Here is a 15,834-nt window from a genome sequence, read left to right as displayed (position 1 = left end):
GCCATGCGCTCGGCGGTGGCCAGCGCGGCGGAGGTCATGATGTCGAGGTTGCCGGCGTAGGCCGGCAGGTAGTGGGCGGCGCCTTCGACTTCGAGGAACACCGAGGTCTTCAGGCCGCTGAAGCGGCCGTGGCCGGGGATGTTCAGGTCGCTGACCTCGTCGAACTGCACCTTCTGCTTCAGGCGGTAGCCCGGCACGTAGGCCTGTACGGCGGCGGCCATCTCTTCGATGCTCGCCTCGACCTTCGCCTGATCCACGGCTTCGGACAGGACATAGACGGTATCGCGCATGATCAGCGGCGGCTCCGCCGGGTTCATGATGATGATCGCCTTACCCTTGGCCGCCCCGCCGATGACTTCGATGGCCTTGCTGGTGGTCTCGGTGAACTCGTCGATATTGGCGCGGGTACCCGGACCAGCGGATTTCGACGCGATCGAGGCGATGATCTCGGCGTAGTGAACCTTGGCGACACGCGAAACCGCCGCCACCATCGGAATGGTCGCCTGCCCACCACAGGTCACCATGTTCACGTTCGGCGCCTGCAGGTGCTGCTCCAGGTTGACCACCGGCACGCAATACGGACCTATTGCGGCCGGGGTCAGGTCGATCACGCGAAGATTGGGCTTGTGGCCCCGCAGCAAGGCGTCGTTCTTCACGTGGGCGCCGGCGGAGGTGGCATCGAAGACGAAGTCGATCTCGTCGAAGATCGGCAGGCGGGTCAGGCCTTCCACGCCTTCGTGGGTGGTGGCCACGCCCATTCGTGATGCGCGGGCCAGACCGTCGGAGGCCGGGTCGATGCCGACCATGGCGGCCATTTCCAGGTGCTGCGCGTTGCGCAGGATCTTGATCATCAGGTCGGTGCCGATGTTGCCGGAGCCGATGATGGCGACTTTGCGTTTCTGGCTCATGCGGGCTTCCTCACTGGGCTTCGGCGAAGGCGGCGCTGACGCGGCCCAGGCCCTGGATGTCGGCGCTGAAGACGTCGCCCGGGCGTACCGGGACCATCGGCCCCAGGGCGCCGGTGAGGATGACGTCGCCGGCGCGCAGCGGTTCGCCCAGGCGGGCCATGGTGTCGGCCAGCCAGAGCGCTGCGTTCAGCGGGTTGTCCAGGCAGGCCGCGCCGGCGCCGACCGATACCGGTTCGCCGCGCCGGCTCAGGCTCATGCCGCAGTTCACCAAGTCCAGCCGCTCCAGGCGCACCGGGCGGCTGCCGAGCACGAACAGCCCGGACGAAGCGTTGTCGGCTACGGTGTCGAGCAGGCTGATGTCCCAGTTGGTGATGCGGCTGCCGACGATCTCGATGGCCGGCAGGGCGAAGGCGGTGGCGCGGAGGATGTCCGCCAGGGTGTGGCGCTCGTGGCACAGGTCGTGTTCCAGCACCAGGGCAATTTCCGCCTCCACCTTGGGCTGCTGGCAGTCGCTCCAGGCGATGGGCTGGCCGTCGCCGCGGGCCATCTGGGCGAACAGGCGGCCGAAGTCCGGTTGGTCCACGCCCAGCTGGCGCTGCACGGCACGGGAGGTCAGGCCGATCTTGTGGCCCACCGGGCGCCAGCCGGCGGCGATGTCCGCGGCGTTGTTGCGCTGTTGCACGGCATAGGCCAGGTCGAGCGCGGCGGCGTTGCCTTGCTGGCCGGCCTGCTGGATCAGGTCGCGTACCGGGGCGCAGGGCTGGCCGCTGTCACGGGCCTGGCGCAGGCGCGCGGCGGCTTCGATGAGTGCTGGATGCATGGGTTTCTCCTGGCCTCAGGGGTTGACGCAGACGGTGGTGAGTTCGGAATAGAAGTCCAGCGAGTGGCGGCCGCCCTCACGGCCCAGGCCGGACAGCCGGGCGCCGCCGAAGGGCGTACGCAGGTCGCGGAGGAACCAGGTGTTGACCCACACCATGCCCACGTGGATGCGCCGCGAGACACGGTGCGCGCGGCCCAGGTCGCGGGTCCACAGCGAGGCGGCCAGGCCGTAGGCGGAGTCGTTGACGCGGCGCAGCACTTCCTCGTCGCTGTCGAAGGGCGCGATGTGGCAGACCGGGCCGAACACCTCCTCGCGCATGCAGCGGGCGTCGTCGGCAAGGCCGGTCCAGATGGTCGGCTGGACGAACGCGCCCTTGTCGCGGGCATCGCCGAAGTGCGGCACGCCGCCGCCGCTGACCACGCTGGCGCCCTCCTCCACGGCCAGCCGGAAGTAGCCCAGCACCTTGTCGCGGTGCTTGTGGGAGATCAGCGAGCCCATGTTCACGCCGTCCTCGTCGGGGTAGCCGATCTTCAGCTGCTCGGCGCCGGCCTTGAGCGCGGCGACGAAGCGCTCGTAGATCGGCCGCTCGACGTAGACGCGCTCGGAGCACAGGCAGACCTGCCCGGAATTGGTGAAGCTGGAGCGCAGCACCCCGGCCACTGCGGCGTCGAAGTCGCAGTCGGCGAAGACCACCGCGGCGTTCTTGCCGCCCAATTCGAAGGAGACTTCGCGCACGCCTTCGGCGGCGGCGCGCATGATGGTCGAGCCGGTGCGCGACTCGCCGGTGAAGGTGATGGCGTCCACCCGCGGGTGGCCGGTGAGGAACTCGCCGGCGGAGTTCGGCCCGAAGCCGTGGACCAGGTTGAAGGCCCCGGCGGGCACGCCCACCTCGTGCATCACCTCGGCCAGCAGGGTGGCGCTGGAGGGCGTGTCTTCCGAGGGCTTGACCACCACCGAGTTGCCGCAGGCCAGGGCCGGCGCGACCTTCCAGGTGAGCAGCAGCAGCGGCAGGTTCCACGGCGAGATGATCGCCACCACGCCATGGGGCTTGCGCACCGTGTAGCTGAACACGTCGCTGCCATCGCCGCTGCGCATCTCGAAGAATTCGCCGCCGCCCTGGCGCACCTGGCCGGCGAAGCTGCGGAAGTTCTGTACGCCGCGGGCCACGTCGAGGCTGCGCGCCTGGTGCACGGGGCGGCCGGTGTCGGCCACTTCGGCGGCGACGAAGTCCTCGAAGCGCCGCTCGATGCCGTCGGCGATGCGCTCCAGCAGGTCGGCGCGCTGGGCCGCGCTGAAACGCGCCCAGGGGCCGTTCTGCGCCGCCGCCGCGGCTTCCACGGCGGCGTTCACCTCGGCCTCGCCGGCCTCGCAGACCTGGCCGAGCAGCCGGCCGTCCACCGGCGAGACGTTGTCGAAAGTGCGGCTGCTGCCGACGAAGGCGCCCGCGATGTAGTGGCGGAGCAAGTGATGAGACACGGCGACCTCCCTTGTAGGGTGTTTTTCGCCGAGTCTAGGGAGGCCGCCTATAAGCGGATAATCAAAAAAGCGCTCTCAGGTATCCCCTACAGGAATACCTGAACGCGCCTTCAGGCGCTTGCCTCGGCGCCTTCCACCAGCACCTGCAGCTCGCCGGCCAGCACCTGCTGGGTGCCCAGGCGCTGGAGGATGCGCTGGACGATCTGCACGCGCATCACCGCGCCTTCGCGCATCTCCTGCATGGCCTGCAGCGCCTCGTCGGCGCGGGCCAGGCCCTGGCGCGTCGAGTCGCCCAGGCGCTGCACGCCGGCCTGGGCCTCCTCGGCGGAGTGCCGCAGGCTGTCGGAAATCCCGCGGATCTGCTCGCTGGAGCCGTTGACCCGGTGCGACAGGTTGCGCACCTCGTCGGCCACCACGGCGAAGCCGCGGCCGTGCTCGCCGGCGCGGGCCGCCTCGATGGCGGCGTTGAGCGCCAGCAGGTTGGTCTGCCGGGCGATGTCCTGGATGCTGCCGACGATGGCGCCGATGCGCAGGGACTCGCGGCCCAGTTCGTCGAACACCTGGGTCATGTGCGCCATGTAGCCTTCCAGCTCGCCCAGGGCGCCGGCGGCGGCCTGGATGCTGCTGGCGCTCTGCGCCACCCGGTCGCCGGCGTTGCGCGCCAGGTCGTCGGCGTAGCGCATGTCGTCCTCGGTCTGCTGCAGCGCCTGGCGCAGGTCGCCCAGGGGCGGACGCAGGCGCCCGGCCAGCGGGTCGGCCACGCCGGGGGCGGGCTCCGGCAGCGAGGGCGGCGGCGGGGGCTGTGCCGCGACGGCCACGGGCACCGGCACCTCGATGCGTTGCGCCGGCAGGCGGTGGTAGAGCAGCCCGGCGCCCAGCAGGCAGGCCAGCAACGGCGCCAGCAGCGCGCCCTGGGCCGAGGGCAGCCAGGGCAGGCAGAGGGCGCAGAGCGCGGCCAGGCCGAGCAGCGTGGCGGCGGTGGTCTTGCGCGTCATGGGGTCTCCTTGGTGAAGGGGGCCGTATGGCCCCCCGGGTGGGCTCAGAACAGCTTCCAGGTGTAGCTGAGGATCAGCCGGTTCTCGTCGATGTCGCTGCGGTAGTTGGAGCGCGCCATGACGTTGCGCACGCGCACGTTGAGCCCGGCCACCGGGCCGCTCTGCACGGTGTAGCCGATGTCCAGGTCGCGCTCGCGGTCCTTGCCCTCGAAGCCCATGCCGGTGTCGACGTTGTCGCCGCTGATGTAGCGAACCGTGGTGGTCAGTCCGGGCACGCCGAGGGCGACGAAGTCGTAGTCGTAGCGCACCTGCCAGGAGCGCTCGTCGGTGGAGGCGAACTCGTAGGTCGGCACCTCGTTGCCCAGCGGCGAGACGTTGGCGAACACCCGGGGGAAGGCGCTGTCGCCGAACATGCCCTGGTAGCCGAGGTAGAAGGTGTGCCCGCCGCGCTTGGCCGAGAACAGCGAGAAAACCGCGCGGTTGTCGATGTCGCCGAGCAGGTGCTTGCCGTCCTCGCTGGCGTCGAAGTAGCCGAGGTTGGCGCCCAGCACCCAGTCGCCCAACGGCTGGGCGTGCTTGAGGCCGAGGAAGCGCTGCTTGTAGATGTCCTCCAGCTGGCCGTACCAGGCGCTGACGCGGGTGCGCTTGCCATTGAAGTCGTAGTCGCCGCCGGCGTAGTTGAAGGCGTCGCTCTCGGCCTGGCGCTGCGGCTGGTAGCTGAGCATGGCGATCATCTTCTCGTCGCCGCCCTCGTTGCGCAGGTGGGTGGAGGTGAGGTGCCCGGCCTGCAGGGTCAGCCCGGGGATTTCGCTGGAGCTCAGCGAGGTGCCCTGGTAGCTGGGCGGCAGCAGGCGGATGTCGCTGAACACCAGTACCGGCAGGTTGGGCTGCAGCTCGCCGACCTTCAGCTCGGTCTTCGACAACTTCACCTTGCCGGCCAGGCCCAGGCGGCTGTAGTCGTCCGGCGCGCGGCCGTCGCCGCCCACCGGCAGCAGGCCCGTGTTGATGCGGTCGGGGCTGCTGTCCAGTTTCAGGCCGAGCACGCCGATGGCGTCCAGGCCGAAGCCGACGGGGCCCGGGGTGTAGCCGGAGCTGAAGTTGAGGATGAAGCCCTGGGCCCACTCCTCCGCCCTGGACTGCCGGTTGGGCCCGACGATGTCGGAGAAGTCGCGGCTGAAGTAGTAGTTGCGCGCCTGCAGGGTGGCGCTGGCACCTTCGATCAGCCCTTCGGCCGCGGCCGCCGGCTGGGTGGCGGCCACGCCGATACCCAGCGCGACGGCGGTCACGCATACGCGATTGCTCATGATTTTCTCTTGTTCTTATGGTTGTACGATCCCCTGCCTAGCGACCGGAGGGCCGCGGCCAAGCGCTGGGCGGGGAGCTGTGTGTCGGCCCGCGGGGGCATGGGGCTGTCCGCTTCGTCAGCCGCCCTGCCCTGCTTCCGCTGCCGTCTTGCCTGGGGCGGGCACCCCGGCCGGGCGCCCGCTTGCGGTTGCTCCGTGGTCAGGCGCGCACGGCGCGCGTCTCGGGTTGGCCGGCGCGGCGGCGCACCAGCAGCAGGTGCGCGGCCAGGCCGAAGATCAGGCCCCAGAAGGCCGCCGACAGGCCGAGGAAGGACATGCCCGAGACGGTCACCAGGAAGGTGATCAGCGCCGCCTCGCGGTCCTCCGGCACGCCCATGGCGCCGGCCAGCGCCCCGCCGATGGCGCCGAACAGCGCAAGGCCGGCCAGGGCGGCGATCAGCTCGCGGGGGAAGGCGCTGAACAGCGACACCAGGGTGGCGCCGAACAGCCCCAGCAGCAGGTAGGCGACGCCGCCCACCACCCCGGCGACGTAGCGCCGCGCCGGGTCCTCGTGGGCCTCGCGGCCGGTGCAGATGGCCGCGGTGATGGCGGCGAGGTTCAGGCCGTGGCAGCCGAAGGGCGCCAGCAGCAGGGTACCCAGGGCACTGCTGGCGATCAGCGGGCGCGCCGGGGTCTGGTAGCCGTCGTTGCGCAGCACGGCGATGCCCGGCACGAACTGCCCGGTGAGCGCCACCACCACCAGCGGCAGGGCGATGTTGAGCAACGCGTGGACGCTGAACTCAGGGGTGATCCATTGCGGCGTGGCCAGGCCGATCACCAGCGCCGAGGCGTTCAGCTCGCCGCCGCCGATGGCCATGGCGCAGCCCACCAGCAGCACCAGGGCCACGGCGTAGCGCGGCGCCAGGCGCTTGCCCAGCAGGTAGGCGACGAACATGGCCAGCACCAGCGCCGGCTTGGCCTGCAGCGAGACGAACAGCTGGGTGCCGAAGCTGAACAGGATGCCCGCCAGCATGGCCGCGGAGATGGCCGGCGGCAGCTTGCCGACCACGCGGTCGAAGGCGCCGGAGATGCCCACCAGGAAGATGATCAGGCTCGACACCAGGTAGGCGCCGACCGCCTCGTTCAGGCCGATGCCCGGCAGCAGCGCCACCAGCAGCGCCGAACCGGGCGCCGACCAGGCGATCACCAGCGGCACCTTGTAGCGCAGGCTGAGGAGGATGCCGAGCACGCCGCTGCCGATGGAGATCGCCCAGACCCAGGACGACACCGCGGCGTCGGGCAGGCCGGCGCTCTTGGCCGCCTGGAAGATGATCACCAGGGGGCCGGCGTAGGAAATCAGGGTGGCGATCAACCCGGCCACCAGGGCGGACAACGAGAAGTCGCGGATGAGGTCTTTCATGGCGCCTCACTTTTTTCTTGTTCTGCACGCAAGGCTTCGCCCTGCCGGCAAGCCGGCTGGGAACGATGCCTGGGGTAACGGTGTAGGAGCGAGCTTGCTCGCGAACCCAGCTTCGCAGCGGGGGTTGGTTCGCGAGCAAGCTCGCTCCTACGAAGAGCACGCAGTGCGGGTAGCGTGGCTCAGGCGCCCTGCACCTGCAGCGCGCGCGGGCGGTGGCTGCGCTGTTCGTCATCGGTGCTGGTGGCCTTCTGCAGCTGGAAGCTGAATTCCAGCTCGGCGACGCGGCCTTCGATGCCGTGGGCGTTCTCGACGAAGTTCACTTCGCCGACCAGGCCGTCGCGGGTGGCGTAGGCGAAGTCGTCCCACAGGTACTGGTCGCCGGACAGGTTGATCTGGGTGGTCAGGTGGCGGTAGCCGGGGGCGGAAATGAAGAAGTGGATGTGCGCCGGGCGCTGGCCGTGGCGGCCGAGCTGGTTCAGGCACTCCTGGGTCGGGCCCTGCGGGTCGCAACCATAGCCGCTGGGCACGATGCTGCGGGCGCGGTAGCGGCCCTCGGCGTCGGTGACGATGCGGCGGCGCAGGTTGTACTCGCTCTGGCTCTGGTCGAAGTAGGAGTAGTTGCCCTTGGTGTTGGCGTGCCACAGGTCGACGGTGGCGCCGGCGATGGGCTTGCCGTCCAGGTCCAGCACGCGGCCTTCGAGGAACATCACGGTGGCCACGCCGTCCTCGCTGCCGTCGTCCATGCGGGTTTCGCCCTGGGCGATGGGCGCGCCGGCCACGTACAGCGGGCCTTCGATGGTGCGCGGGGTGCCGCCGGTCTTGCCGATCTGCGCGTCCTTGGCATCGTTGAGCAGGTCGAGGAAGTGCTCGATGCCCAGGCCCGCCACCAGCAGGCCGGCTTCGCCGCGGCCGCCCAGGCGGTTCAGGTAGTCCACGGCGGTCCAGAATTCGTCGTCGGTGACTTCCAGGTCCTCGATGATTTTCGCGGTGTCCTGCAGCACGCGCAGCATGATGCGCTTCAGGCGCGGGCTGCCGGCGTCGTTGCCGTAGCCGGCGGCTTCTTCGAAGAACTTCTGGATCTCGGCAGTCTGGGAAATCTTCACGGTCATGGTGTTCACCTCGTCTTGTTCTTATACAGGGGTTTCGTCGGTCGGGATTGCGGGTCCGGGCTCAGCGGTCGTCGGCATGGATGGAGGACGGATGGCGGCAGAGCCCGTCGACCTCGATGTCCATGTAGGGGAACAGCGGCAGCTGCATCAGGGTGTCGTGCAGTTCCTCGACGCTGGCGAGGTCGAAGACGCTGTAGTTGGCGTAGTGCCCGGCGATGCGCCACAGGTGGCGCCACTTGCCCTCGCGCTGCAGGCGCTGGGCCAGTTCCTTCTCGTCGGCCTTGAGCTGGGCGGCCTTGGCCGGGTCCATGTCGACGGGCAGTTTCACCGTCATCTTCACGTGGAACAGCATGGGGGCTTCTCCTCTATCGCAGAATTCAGGCGCGGGTTCAGGGGCGGCGGAAGCGCTTGAGGCGCTCCTCGTCCAGGCTCAGGCCGAGGCCCGGGGCGTTCGGTACCATCAGCTGGAAGTCGCGGTACACCGGCGGCTCGGTGACGATTTCCTCGGTCAGCAGCAGCGGGCCGAACAGTTCGGTGTGCCAGGTCAGTTGCTTCAGCGTGAGGAAGGCGTGGGCCGAGGCCAGGGTACCGATGGCGCCTTCGAGCATGGTCCCGCCGTACAGGGCAATGCCGGCCGCCTCGGCGATCTGCGCGGTGCGCAGCACGGCGCGCGGGCCGCCGTTCTTGGCGATCTTCAGGGCGAAGATGCTGGCGGCGCCGTCGGCGGCCAGGCTGAAGGCGTCCTCGACGCTCTCGATGGATTCGTCGGCCATGATGGGGGCCGGGCTGCGCTGGTTCAGGCGCACTTGCCCTGCGCGGTTGATGCGCGAGATGGGCTGCTCGATCAGGTCGATGCCGTTCTCGCCGAGCACCTGGCAGCCGCGGATGGCCTGGGACTCGTCCCAGTACTGGTTGACGTCCACGCGCACGCTGGCGCGCTCGCCCAGGGCCCGCTTGATCGCCACCACGTGCTTGAGGTCCTGCTCCAGCGCGTTGGCGCCGATCTTCAGCTTGAAGATGCGGTGGCGGCGCAGGTCGAGCATGCGCTCGGCTTCCTCGATGTCGCGGGCGGTGTCGCCGCTGGCCAGCGTCCAGGCCACTTCCAGGCCGTCGCGCACGCGGCCGCCGAGCAGTTCGCTGACGGCCAGGCCCAGGCGCTTGCCCTGGGCGTCGAGCAGCGCGGTCTCCACCGCCGAGCGGGCGAAGGTGTTGCCCTTGATGGCCTTGTCCAGGCGCTGCATGGCGGCATTGACGTTGCAGGCGTCCTGGCCGACCAGCAGGGGCGCGAAATGCGCCTCCAGGTTGGCCTTGATGCTCTCGGGGCTTTCGTTGCCGTAGGCCAGGCCGCCGATGGTGGTGGCCTCGCCGAGGCCTTCGATGCCGTCGCTGCAGCGCAGGCGCAGGATCACCAGGGTCTGCCGCTGCATGGTGTGCATCGCCAGCTTGTGCGGGCGGATGGTCGGCAGGTCGACGATGATCGCCTCGAGGCGTTCGATCAGGGCTTGGGTCATGTCAGGTTCCATATCACGCTAGGCTCTTGTCGAGGCCCGGCCGTCTGTCGCGGCCGATACCTTCCAGGTCTTGTCTTGCACGTCGAAGGATTGCGCCAGCAGTGGCAGGCAGTCCAATATCATTGCCCTCTCGTTCCATACCCTGGAGGTATCATGGAGCTTCGACACCTGCGGTACTTCCAGGCGGTGGCCGAAACCCTCAACTTCACCCGCGCCGCGGAGCGCCTGCACATCGCCCAGCCGCCGCTGAGCCGGCAGATCCAGCAGCTGGAGGAACTGCTCGGCGTCGAGCTGCTGGAACGCGGTAGGCCGCTGCGCCTGACCGAGGCCGGGCGCTTCTTCTACGAGCAGAGCGGCACCCTGCTCGAACAGCTGCAGAACATCTGCGACAACACCCGCCGCATCGGCCTGGGCCAGCGCCAGTGGCTGGGCATCGGCTTCGCCCCCTCGACCCTCTACGCGGTGCTGCCGGAGCTGATCCGCGAGCTGCGCGCCGACACCGAGCTGGAGCTGGGCCTGCAGGAGATGACCACCCTGCAGCAGGTCGAGGCGCTCAAGAGCGGGCGCATCGACATCGGCTTCGGGCGCATGCGCTTCGACGACCCGGCCATCCACCAGCAGGTGCTGCGCGAGGACCCGCTGGTGGCGGTGCTGCCCACCGGGCACCCCCTGCTGGGGGCGCCGGTGAGCCTGCGGCGCCTGGCCCGCGAGCCCTTCGTGCTGTACCCGGCCAACCCGCGGCCGAGCTACGCCGACCACGTGCTGGCGCTGTTCGCCAACCACGGCCTGGGCATCCGCGTGGCGCAGTGGGCCAACGAGCTGCAGACCGCCATCGGCCTGGTCGCCGCCGGCCTGGGCGTGGCCCTGGTGCCGGCCTCGGTGCAGCAGCAGCACCGCCCGGACATCGGCTACGCCAGCCTGGAGGAACCCGAGGCGGTGTCGCCGATCATCCTCAGCCGCCGCGCCGGCGACGTCAGCGCCATGGTGCAGCGCTGCCTGACGCTGATCGAGCAGGTCAACCGCTAGGCCGGCGCGGCGCTTCACGCCTGGGCTCCGGCCAGGGGGGCGACCGCCAGGCTGCGCCGGCTGACCAGGTACATGGCCAGCGCGGCCACCGCGCCGGGGATGGCGAAGGCCATGAAGTTCAGGTGCAGCGGCAGCTCGATGGCCAGTAGCGAGCCGCCCAGCAGCGGGCCGACGATGGCGCCGTTGCGGCCGATGCCCGAGGCCCAGCCCAGGCCCGTGGAGCGGATGGCCAGGCCGTAGAACTGCGCGGCGGTGGCGTAGAGCAGGATCTGCGTGCCGATGGTGGTGGCCCCGGCGATGCCGATCAGCAGGTAGAGCACCGGCATCGGGCTGTTGAAGCCCAGCAGGGTGATGGAAACGGCGGCGGCGACGAAGAACAGCGCCACCACCCTGGGCAGGTTGAAGCGGTCGCCCAGCCAGCCGCCGAAGATCGCCCCGAACATGCCGCCGAAGTTCAGCGCCAGCAGGAACGACAGGCTCGAACCCAGGCTGTAGCCGGCGTTGGCCATCAGCTTCGGCAGCCAGGAGCTGAGCGCGTAGACCATCAGCAGGCAGCAGAAGAACGCCACCCAGAGCATCAGGGTGCGCAGCGCCCGGCCCTCGCGGAACAGTTCCAGCACCGGCGCACCCCGGGGCTTGCCCTCGTCCAGGTGCAGTTCGCTGGTGTCGTCCAGCGCGCTTTCCGGGCTGACGCGGCGCAGGATGGCGCGGGCCTGGCCGGTGCGGCCCTGGCGCAGCAGGAAGCCCACCGACTCGGGCAGTTGCCAGAGGATCAGCGGCAGCAGCAACAGCGGCAGCAGCGCGGCGAAGAACATCGCCTCCCAACCGAAGCGCGGCAGCATGTAGATGCCCACGCCGGCGGAGAGCATGCCGCCCAGGGAGTAGCCGCTGAACATCACCGCCACCAGGGTGCTGCGCAGTTTCTTCGGCGCGTATTCGTTCATCAGCGCCACCACGTTGGGCATCAGCCCGCCGATGCCCAGGCCGGCCATGAAGCGGCAGATGCCGAACTGCGTGGGGTTGGTGGCGAAGCCGTTGAGCACGGTGAAGCCGGAGAAGAGCACGAAGCAGATGGCGATGCCCTTCTTGCGCCCGACCTTGTCGGCCAGCGGGCCGAAGAACAGCGCCCCGGCCATCATCCCGAACAGCGCGTAGCTGCCCAGGGCGCCGGCCTGCAGCGGGCTCAGGCTCCATTCCTTCATCAGCACCGGCAATACCACGCCGTAGATGAACAGGTCGTAGCCGTCGAAGATCAGCAACAGGGCGCACCAGGCCATCACGCGCCAATGGAAGCGGCCGAAGCGCGCGTTGTCGATGACCTCGTGTACGTCGATTTTCCGCATGGCGTCACTCTCTTTTTTGTTGTTGTGCGAGAAGCCGTTCGGGCCGCGTCGTGGGCGGTCCGTCTTTACGTAGGATGGCGTTGAGCGCAGCGATACCCATCCTACGAATGTGTGTGGTTCAACCCAGGTCGCCACCGCCTACCGGCAGGGTCACGCCGGTGATGTAGGAGGCTTCGTCGGAGGCCAGGAAGAGGATGGCGCCGACCTGTTCGTCGATGCTGCCGTAGCGCTTCATCAGGCTGCTCTGCACGGTCTGGTCGACGATCTGCTGGTACCAGGCCTTCTCCTGCGTGCTCTGCTCGGCGGCGTTGCGCGGGATGCGCCGCGGCGGCGCCTCGGTGCCGCCCGGCGCGGTGGCGTTGACGCGGATGCCGCGCTCGGCGGTCTCGAAGGCCAGGCAGGCGGTCAGCGCGTTCACCCCGCCCTTGGCCGCGCCGTAGGGCACGCGGTTGACGCCGCGGGTGGCGATGGAGGAGACGTTGACGATGGCCCCGCCGCCCTGCTCCAGCATCGGCGCCAGCGCGGCGCGGCAGCACCACAGGGTGGGGAACAGCGAGCGGCGCACCTCGGCCTCGATCTCGTGCTCGGCATAGTGCTCGTAGGGCTTGGCCCAGATGGTGCCGCCGACGTTGTTGACCAGCACGTCCAGGCGGCCGAAGCGCTGCACGGCCTCATTGACCACGCGCTGGGCCTCGGCGAACTGCTCGAGGTCGGCGGTAAGGGTCAGCACCTCGGCGCGCTGGCCGAGTTCGTCCTGCAGCTCGTGGACCAGCTCGGAGCGGTCCACCGCCACCAGGCGGGCGCCCTCCTCGGCCAGGCGCTCGGCGACGCGGCGGCCGATGCCCTGGGCGGCGCCGGTGACGATGGCGACCTTGTTGGCGAATCTGTTCATGGTTACCTCGGCAATGGTTGCGTCCTGGGAGGTGGGTGCGGTATCCGGCTGCCCTCTCCCCCCGCCCTCTCCCTGAAGGGAGAGGGAGCTATCCGTGCACCTCGGTTGCATTCGGTGCTCGGGCAGATATTGGTGCTTCGTGATAGCCGGCTAACATCGAATTCCACCGTGGCACGGACGGTCCCCTCTCCCGCTTGCGGGAGAGGGTTAGGGAGAGGGGCTCTTACAGCGCCCCCATCACGCCGCACTGGCCGCGAACTTCTCGTAGTAGAAGTTGGCCGGCGTGATGCCCTGCTCGCGGATGTAGGCGCTGACCGCCTCGACCATCGGCGGCGGGCCGCACAGGTAGATGTCCACCTCGCCTTCGTTGAGGTGCCTGGGTTCGATGTGCTGGGTGACGTAGCCCTTCTGCGGGTAGCTGCTCTCGGGGTTGGCCACGCAGGCGCTGAAGCTGAAGTTGGGGATGCGCGCGGCGAAGGCCTCGAGCCGGTCCAGCTCCACCAGGTCGAAGTCGTTGGTCACCCCGTAGATCAGGTGCAGCGGGTGCTCGCTGCCCTGCTCGGCGATCTTCTCCAGCATCGCCGTGAAGGGCGCCAGGCCCGTGCCGCCGGCCAGCAGCAACAGCGGGCGCTTGATGTCGCGCAGGTAGAAGCTGCCCAGGGGGCCGGCCAGTTCCAGGCTGTCGCCGGCCTTGGCCAGGCTGGTGAGGAAGCTGCTCATCAGCCCGCCCGGCACGTTGCGGATCAGGAAGCTGACCTCGCCGCCCTTCTGCAGCGAGCTGAAGGAATAGGCGCGGCTCTGGTCGCTGCCCGGCACCTGCAGGTTGACGTACTGCCCCGGCAGGAAGGCCAGCTTGCTCAGGGATTCGCCCTTGACCGACAGCGCGATGGTGCTCTCGGACAGCTGGCGCACCTCGCTGATGGCCGCCTGGTAGCTGGCCTGCTGGGTCTTGCAGACGTCCGAGGAGGCTGGCACGCGCACCACGCAGTCGCTTTCGGCGCGCATCTGGCAGGTCAGCACGTAGCCCTGCTCGGCTTCCTCTTCGCTCAGCGCATCCTCGATGTAGTCCTGGCCCAGATCGTAGCGGCCGGCCTCGGCGAAGCACTTGCAGGTGCCGCAGGCGCCGTCGCGGCAGTCCAGGGGGATGTTCACGCCCTGGCGGTAGGCCGCGTCGGCCACGGTCTCGCCGGGGTTGGCGTCGATGAAGCGGGTGACGCCGTCTTCGAAGTTCAGTGCGATCGAATAGCTCATGGCGGCCACCTCAGATGTGGTAGATGTCGATGACCTGGCGGACGTAGTCGTTCTTCAGGACCACCTTCTTGGCCTTGATCAGCGGGTTCTCGCCGCGCAGGTCGATGGCGTAGAAGCTGGTGCCGAAGTAGCTGTCGGTGGTCTTGTAGCGGAAGCTCAGGGTGTGCCAGTTGAAGCGCACCTGGCAGATGCCGTCCTCCTCGCCCAGCACCTCGATGTTGCTGATGTTGTGCGAGGTGCGGGTGTCCGGCATGGTCGCGCTGGAGCGCTCGGTCTTGATGCGGAACACGCGGTCTTCCAGGCCGCCGCGGTTGCCGTACCAGATCAGCGAGATTTCCCGCTGCGGGTCCTGGGTCAGCTCGTCGCGGTCGTCCCAGGCCGGCATCCAGAAGCTGGCGTCGCTGGCGTACAGCTCCAGCCAGGCGTCCCAGTCCTTGTCGTCGAGGTAGCGGGCTTCGCGGTAGAGGAAGTCGCGGACGGTTTCGTAGCGGCTCATCACACGGCCTCCTCGAGCGGAATGCGCTTGGCTTCTTCGGCGGCCAGGGCTTCGCTCATCGCCTGCAGCCAGTACTTGTGCTGCAGCACGAACAGGCCTTCATCCTCGGTGCGCACGCCGGACAGTTGCGGGTGCAGTTCGATTTCCTGCGCGGCTTCGTCGGCGCCCTCGATCCAGTGGGCGGCGCCACGGGACATGTCGTTCCAGCCCTCGGCGCTGCCCTGGTAGGCCTGCTGGCAGGAGCGGAACTCCTCCAGGTCGTCCGGGGTGGCCATGCCGCTGACGTTGAAGAAGTCCTCGTACTGGCGGATGCGCTGGGCGCGGGCCTCGGCGCTTTCGCCCCTGGGCGCGATGCAGTAGATGGTGATCTCGGTGCGGTTGACGTCGATGGGCCGGGCGATACGGATCTGCGAGCTGAACTGGTCCATCAGGTAGACGTTGGGGTACAGGCAGAGGTTGCGCGAGTTCTGGATCATCCAGTCGGCGCGGGCCTGGCCGAAGTCGGCGGCGAGCTGTTCGCGGCGCTCGTAGGCCGGGCGGTCCTCGGGGTTGGCCCAGCGCGTCCAGAGCAGCATGTGGCCGTGCTCGAAGGAGTAGAAGCCGCCGCCGTGCTTGGCCCAGCCACCGGCGCTCATGGTCTTCACTTCCTCGCCAGACTCGCGCTGCTTGCGCTGGTTCTGGGTGGCGGCGTAGTTCCAGTGCACGGAGCTGACATGGTAGCCGTCGGCGCCGTTCTCGGCGGTGAGCTTCCAGTTGCCCTCGTAGATGTAGGTGGAGGAGCCGCGCAGCACTTCCAGGCCTTCGGGGGACTGGTCGACAATCATGTCGATGATCTTCGCCGACTCGCCCAGGTGCTCCACCAGCGGGCGCACGTCGGGGTTGAGGCTACCGAAGAGGAAGCCGCGGTAGGACTCGAAGCGGGCGACCTTGGTGAGATCGTGCGAGCCTTCGCAGTTGAAGCTCGACGGGTAGCCGGCCTCGGCCGGGTCCTTGACCTTGAGCAGCTTGCCGGAGTTGTTGAAGGTCCAGCCGTGGAACGGGCAGGTGTAGCTGGAGCGGTTGCCCGACTTGTGCCGGCAGAGCATGGCGCCCTTGTGGCTGCAGGCATTGAGGAAGGCATTGAGCACGCCATCCTTGTTGCGCGCAATGAAGATCGACTGGCGACCGATCAGGGTGGTCAGGAAGTCGTTCTTCTCGGGAATCTGGCTTTCGTGGGCGAGGTAGACCCAGTTGCCTTCGAAGATGTGCTTCATCTCCAGTTCGAACAGGCGCGGGTCGGTGAACATTTCGCGCTTGCAGCGGTA

General features: G+C 68.8%; 15 protein-coding genes. 1 reads left to right on the top strand and 14 read right to left on the bottom strand.

Translation table 11 applies throughout. From position 1 onward, the window contains the following. The 9 genes from DK254_RS18835 to DK254_RS18795 form a co-directional block, all read right to left on the bottom strand. Window positions 1–908 (bottom strand): acetaldehyde dehydrogenase (acetylating) (locus DK254_RS18835; RefSeq protein WP_109935785.1); only part of this gene is annotated, 908 nt, incomplete at its 3' end. Window positions 909–918: 10 nt separating this feature from the next. Then, window positions 919–1,728: a 2-keto-4-pentenoate hydratase gene (locus DK254_RS18830; RefSeq protein WP_109934994.1), complete on the bottom strand. Its 810-nt coding sequence runs from the start codon at window positions 1,726–1,728 to the stop codon at window positions 919–921. Window positions 1,729–1,743: 15 nt separating this feature from the next. Then, the gene (locus tag DK254_RS18825) at window positions 1,744–3,204 is read right to left on the bottom strand and encodes a 2-hydroxymuconic semialdehyde dehydrogenase (protein WP_109934993.1); all 1,461 of its coding nucleotides are present in this window, start codon (window positions 3,202–3,204) and stop codon (window positions 1,744–1,746) included. Between the two features lie 110 nt (window positions 3,205–3,314). Continuing rightward, window positions 3,315–3,887, bottom strand: a complete 573-nt coding sequence (locus DK254_RS35230) for a methyl-accepting chemotaxis protein (protein WP_256595934.1) — start codon at window positions 3,885–3,887, stop codon at window positions 3,315–3,317. Between the two features lie 356 nt (window positions 3,888–4,243). Then, window positions 4,244–5,503, bottom strand: coding sequence for an OprD family porin (locus DK254_RS18815; RefSeq protein ID WP_109934991.1), 1,260 nt, complete (start codon window positions 5,501–5,503; stop codon window positions 4,244–4,246). A 199-nt stretch (window positions 5,504–5,702) separates the two neighbouring features. Then, window positions 5,703–6,902, bottom strand: coding sequence for a benzoate/H(+) symporter BenE family transporter (locus DK254_RS18810; protein ID WP_109934990.1), 1,200 nt, complete (start codon window positions 6,900–6,902; stop codon window positions 5,703–5,705). A gap of 179 nt (window positions 6,903–7,081) precedes the next feature. Then, on the bottom strand, window positions 7,082–8,011 hold the full coding sequence (catA, locus tag DK254_RS18805; protein WP_109934989.1) for a catechol 1,2-dioxygenase: 930 nt from the start codon (window positions 8,009–8,011) through the stop codon (window positions 7,082–7,084). A 61-nt stretch (window positions 8,012–8,072) separates the two neighbouring features. Next, window positions 8,073–8,363, bottom strand: coding sequence for a muconolactone Delta-isomerase (gene catC, locus DK254_RS18800; RefSeq protein ID WP_015477003.1), 291 nt, complete (start codon window positions 8,361–8,363; stop codon window positions 8,073–8,075). 37 nt (window positions 8,364–8,400) lie between these two features. Continuing rightward, window positions 8,401–9,522 carry a muconate cycloisomerase family protein gene (locus DK254_RS18795; RefSeq protein ID WP_109934988.1) on the bottom strand — a complete coding sequence of 374 codons (1,122 nt, stop codon included), beginning with the start codon at window positions 9,520–9,522 and terminating at the stop codon, window positions 8,401–8,403. 153 nt (window positions 9,523–9,675) lie between these two features. Between DK254_RS18795 and DK254_RS18790 the strand changes: the two genes are divergently transcribed. Next, the gene (locus DK254_RS18790) at window positions 9,676–10,548 is read left to right on the top strand and encodes a LysR family transcriptional regulator (protein WP_109934987.1); all 873 of its coding nucleotides are present in this window, start codon (window positions 9,676–9,678) and stop codon (window positions 10,546–10,548) included. 14 nt (window positions 10,549–10,562) lie between these two features. Here the strand turns inward: DK254_RS18790 and DK254_RS18785 are convergent, their stop codons facing one another. The 5 genes from DK254_RS18785 to benA all read right to left on the bottom strand — a co-directional run. Further along, window positions 10,563–11,891: an MFS transporter gene (locus DK254_RS18785; RefSeq protein WP_109934986.1), complete on the bottom strand. Its 1,329-nt coding sequence runs from the start codon at window positions 11,889–11,891 to the stop codon at window positions 10,563–10,565. Window positions 11,892–12,009: 118 nt separating this feature from the next. Next, window positions 12,010–12,783: a 1,6-dihydroxycyclohexa-2,4-diene-1-carboxylate dehydrogenase gene (locus tag DK254_RS18780; protein WP_109934985.1), complete on the bottom strand. Its 774-nt coding sequence runs from the start codon at window positions 12,781–12,783 to the stop codon at window positions 12,010–12,012. Window positions 12,784–13,020: 237 nt separating this feature from the next. Continuing rightward, window positions 13,021–14,034: a benzoate 1,2-dioxygenase electron transfer component BenC gene (benC, locus tag DK254_RS18775; protein ID WP_109934984.1), complete on the bottom strand. Its 1,014-nt coding sequence runs from the start codon at window positions 14,032–14,034 to the stop codon at window positions 13,021–13,023. Between the two features lie 10 nt (window positions 14,035–14,044). Beyond that, entirely contained in the window at window positions 14,045–14,530 is a 486-nt protein-coding gene (gene benB, locus DK254_RS18770) for a benzoate 1,2-dioxygenase small subunit (RefSeq protein WP_074982713.1), read from the bottom strand. Next, window positions 14,530–15,834: benzoate 1,2-dioxygenase large subunit (benA, locus tag DK254_RS18765; protein ID WP_109935784.1), on the bottom strand; the 1,305-nt coding region annotated here is incomplete at its 5' end. The genes benB and benA, both read right to left, overlap by 1 nt.

The sequence above is a fragment of the Pseudomonas sp. RW407 genome (assembly GCF_003176655.1).
In the GTDB taxonomy this organism is placed as follows: domain Bacteria; phylum Pseudomonadota; class Gammaproteobacteria; order Pseudomonadales; family Pseudomonadaceae; genus Pseudomonas; species Pseudomonas delhiensis.
Note: the sequence above shows the minus strand (reverse complement) of the source record. Positions and strands in the feature narration are given on the sequence as shown.